At 38.1% G+C, this 4181-nt stretch carries 5 protein-coding genes and 1 pseudogene; 4 read left to right on the top strand and 2 right to left on the bottom strand.

The annotated features are described in order from the left end of the window. Positions 1-261 precede the first annotated feature (261 nt). Positions 262-561, top strand: a complete 300-nt coding sequence (locus tag SC428_RS21945) for a hypothetical protein (RefSeq protein ID WP_318710334.1) — start codon at positions 262-264, stop codon at positions 559-561. A 119-nt stretch (positions 562-680) separates the two neighbouring features. Here SC428_RS21945 and SC428_RS21940 read toward each other — a convergent pair. Next, positions 681-788, bottom strand: a pseudogene (locus tag SC428_RS21940) (transposase); the annotation flags it as partial. Positions 789-912: 124 nt separating this feature from the next. Next, positions 913-1986: a hypothetical protein gene (locus SC428_RS21935; protein ID WP_318710333.1), complete on the bottom strand. Its 1074-nt coding sequence runs from the start codon at positions 1984-1986 to the stop codon at positions 913-915. A 232-nt stretch (positions 1987-2218) separates the two neighbouring features. Between SC428_RS21935 and SC428_RS21930 the strand changes: the two genes are divergently transcribed. From SC428_RS21930 to SC428_RS21920, 3 genes are all read left to right on the top strand, one after another. Further along, positions 2219-2455 (top strand): hypothetical protein, encoded by a 237-nt coding sequence (locus SC428_RS21930; RefSeq protein WP_318710332.1) that lies wholly within the window; start codon positions 2219-2221, stop codon positions 2453-2455. A 316-nt stretch (positions 2456-2771) separates the two neighbouring features. Beyond that, on the top strand, positions 2772-3203 hold the full coding sequence (locus SC428_RS21925) for a DUF1795 domain-containing protein (protein ID WP_318710331.1): 432 nt from the start codon (positions 2772-2774) through the stop codon (positions 3201-3203). A gap of 5 nt (positions 3204-3208) precedes the next feature. Further along, on the top strand, positions 3209-4181 hold a 973-nt coding region (locus SC428_RS21920), incomplete at its 3' end, for a PAAR domain-containing protein (RefSeq protein ID WP_318710330.1).

Genomic DNA, 4181 nt, shown 5'->3' with positions numbered 1-4181 from the left:
CGAACATGAATATCCACAAATATCTCCTTGGTAATCATAAATTCCCCGTACAAAAATGTACGGATAATACCAAGTGGCTCAGTTTTCTATGATCGTTAGTGGATCAGTTTTACATGATCAGTGACAACGCGAATAATGTTAACAGAAAAATAGTAAGCTATGCTATGCCAACTCATGAGAAATATGGAATCCGTCTAAGACTAGTACAAGCACCAAATGACTTTTGAATACATGTTGTATCGAATAAGAACGGGCTGACTATTGCGAGATGCTCCAAAAAAATTTAAAGAATGGAGTTTCATTTTTAAACTATCCAATAGTTGGTCTCAAAAAGATAAAATAAGATTATTATTTACCAAAATATCAGATAGAAAATATTTCTTTATAGATGGTACTATTGTTCTCATCCATCAACGCACAATAGGTGTAGCAACAGAAGAAAATGAAAAGATAAGGAAAAAAAGTGGAGGTAATTCAACAAGAATTCATCTTGTCGTTGATAGCTGCGGCTACCTTGTTAATAAGGTGGTCGCCACAATAATGCTAACTAGCAAGCCTTAATGACTGATAAACCTGCCACCTTTAATGATTGGGTACAGGATTTATTCTCAGACATCTCTAATTTTTTGATAAAAGCTACTTCATTGCATGATTTTCAAATCTGACTTCCGCAAATAGCTTTTCAGTTTTGCCTCTTCATCTTCAAGCTCTTTTAATCGTTTAGCGTAATTAGCTTCCATACCACCATATTTTGATTTCCAATTATAATAAATTGCATTACTGCTCCCCTATTAATGGCAAGCACATTAAATTTCATAAAAAATCAATCAATTAAAAAAGCCAACAATTTAGGATTCACTAAAATGGACTTTTTCATCATGAGCCCTGCAAATTTTAGAGAATAAAATCTAATTACAGTTGCCTTATTTTAGATGAAGTGACAATATGATTTATCCTGTCATCATCAACCAATGAGTCAATAGATTCTTTTATATTTCCTATTGTTTTAAGAATCTCACTCTGAATATCAAAATAAGAAATTATTATTCCTGCCTTTGATTTTACAAAAAATATATTATCGATCATAAATTCCGAATAATTAACACAACCTGAAACTGTTTCGAATTTAAATCCAAATATATTCGTTTCATTAAATAGCGGTATATCCTTATATGCAAAACTCTTATTTACGTTCATCATACATTCTGAACGTTCAAACACTGAAAAATCCAGTTCTAATATTTTCTTAATTAACCCATCATTTAAATAAGGAATGGCATCGTTTTTTAAATTGATGAATAACCCTTTGTAGGGGAAAATGGGAATTATATCAGGGATAAAATTATGCTTAACTAAGTTATTTAATTCTTTTAATATAGCAGGAGTATATGATTGATAAACCATCGCAGGATGGAGTCGTTGAGTGTAACCAAAAAGTACATCGCAAATTTCATCAATAATATATTTTCTTTTGGATAAAATACGGAAATGCTTATTCTTGAAGTAGGCTGAGAATATTTCCCGCATTAAATCAATATCATTTGGCATACCTTCTGAATACTCGTTATGCTCCTCCCTATATTTAGCTATCTTTATATTTAGCTCATTAAGCCCAAGTTCTTCAAATGCTTTAGTTTTCTTACCTTCACGACCTAATCCTTCAATAAAAGATATAACCTCTTTATCATACATTAAGCTGAATGTCTGACCATTTATATCATCTTGGGTAAAACCAACTTTTGTTAATAATAAATTATAGAAATAGTCTAAAACACTTGCATGAGCATTTAACATTGAACAAAGATTGAATTTAAGATATCGCAAAATATTATCATTCTCATCAGTTGAAAGGTGCTTCCTACCTGTTATTTGTTGACTTTTATCTCCTACCAACTCATCTGCAGATTTCTTTAAGCTATAAATCAGACTTTCAACCCCCTGACAATTACTATAAATACTTTCTATATATTGTTCTTCAATCTTCATGTTTAATTTCCATTTAAATAGTTTTTACCGAATAATAACAAATTATATTTAAATTTAAAGTGGTTATACAAGGTATAACCAAGAGAAGAGTATTAGCTCAGACTTAATCTGACCGTTTTCTCCCCTCTTTGAATACCTGATTGACACCCACAGCGATGACATTTATCAGGATACGCTACGCAACAACGCCAGTTCTTACCGTTTTCTAGCCACCCTGCGCCCTGAAACCCCATTGGATGTGTTACGACAACATGGACGAATTAGTTATCAGCCGTGCTGGAAGCTGCCTCGAATAGCACAAGAAGAATGGCAAGGCTTATGGGTGCCGAATGAAGCTGGATGGGAAAGCCTAAGTGAGGAAAACATTCATCAGACAAGAGAGATTGATGAGTGGCCAGACTTTCCTCATAAAAACATGAAACCGTTGTTGTATGGGCTGCAAGAGGACTGCGGGAATTACTTAAGATAATTGATTTATTGGAAAAATCAGTGTTAATTGTGTTTTATTCTTCAACTAATATTCATTTGCTTTTACTTAAAAACTTAATCTGCATAACATCCTAATAAAATAAATACTAGAGCGATACAGTAACGCCTTGTCACGTTTACCTGACATGAGACGCATAAAATTTAAGATAAAAAAAAATGAAATTTACCTTATTGCCATTTGACGGTATATTGGCGCTTAAAATACGTATCCATCAACACAATATACGCAACAAATCATCTTTGTTTTCCAACTAAGACAGTCATTAATGTATTGTTAACGATAAAAGGGAATTTAAATGAGTCACGAAACGCGTTGTATTTTTTCTGAAGGTAGCGTCACTCTGCCTGATGGCTACAAAGAACAAACCGTCAACATTCTGATTTCCCCCACTGGCAATGCAGTTAACATTTCTCGGGATGACAAACCCGCTGATGAAACCTTTGATGACTATGTTGCTCGCCAAAAGCAACTTTTGCAACGTTCCTTGAAAGATTGGCAACTCCTTGAAGAAAAGCCTTCGGTGCTCGGTGACAATGATATTCACGGCCATCTTATCAGTTCACGCTACCGCCCGAACAAAAAGCAGCAAGTCTATCAAATTCAAGCCGTTTACCCTTTCAGTGATACCCAAACCCTGATTTTTACAATGTCATCGCCGAATGCCTTTAATGATGAGCAATGGGCATGGATGAATACCCTCCTACTTAGTTTTCAACCAAGAGGGTAATTGCCATGCCAGAAGCCGCCAGAGTCGGGGATATCATCGGTCACTCCAAATCGATGTGGGGAATGCTCGTTGGAACGGTATTAGGTGCCGCTATCGCCATTGGCGGTGCCGTTGTTTCCGGTGTCTTAATGGGCGTTGGTATTGCTGCAAGCTGTATTGGAGTCGGTGTGCTTGCCATTGGCGCTTCACTGGCGGTCGGCTATGGTACAGGGCTGCTGGCAGAATGGGTGCGGGATAAGTGCGTTGAAACGGGGTCTAAATCGTTAAGTCCCAGTGGGGAAATCAAAACCGGCTCACGCAATGTTCGCATTAATGGTAAACCCGCTGCTATCTCCACGCGGAGTCAGGTCAACTGTGACAAAGAAAATAGCCTCCGTCAAATGGCAGAAGGCTCTGGCTCGGTGTATATCAATGGGTTTCCCGCTTCTCGGGTCGGTGATAAGACCACCTGTGATGCCACCGTGATGGAAGGCTCCCCCAATGTCAGAATTGGCGGCGGTACGCAAGCAACTGAAGATATTGAACCTGAAATTCCCTCTTGGCTCACCACCGCCTCTGACCTCACGATGTTATTCGCCGGCTTTTTAAGCTTTGGTGCAGGGGCGGCGAAAGGCCCCGGTGCAGTGGCGAAGCTGTGGAATAAATTACCGGGCAGTGCCAAAATCGGTCGCTTTTTCTGCCGATTTGGTAAAGCGTTTACAGGTCTATCCTTGGGTATTGGCACCTTCGGTATACTCACTCGTCCTGTCGAAGTCATTGGTGGGCAAAAAGTATTAAACGGTGAAGAGGAGCTGGATTTTACCTATGAATCTGAATTACCACTTTACTGGCAACGCAACTATTTAAGCAGCTATTGCTATGACGGTGTACTCGGCCGTGGTTGGAGCTTCTTTTGGGAAAGCCGATTAATAAAAACCGAAGATGGCTTTGTTTGGCAAAACCTGTCGGGGGATATCCTCCCATTTCCAGACATCCCAC

The sequence above is a fragment of the Providencia sp. 2023EL-00965 genome, assembly GCF_033550225.1.
Taxonomy (GTDB): domain Bacteria; phylum Pseudomonadota; class Gammaproteobacteria; order Enterobacterales; family Enterobacteriaceae; genus Providencia; species Providencia manganoxydans.
This window is presented reverse-complemented; position numbering and strand designations above follow the sequence as displayed.

Coding starts and splice junctions, on each gene's coding strand:
- SC428_RS21935 (WP_318710333.1), bottom strand. CDS start 1,986: ATGAAGATTGAAGAACAATATATAGAAAGTATTTATAGTAATTGTCAG.
- SC428_RS21925 (WP_318710331.1), top strand. CDS start 2,772: ATGAGTCACGAAACGCGTTGTATTTTTTCTGAAGGTAGCGTCACTCTG.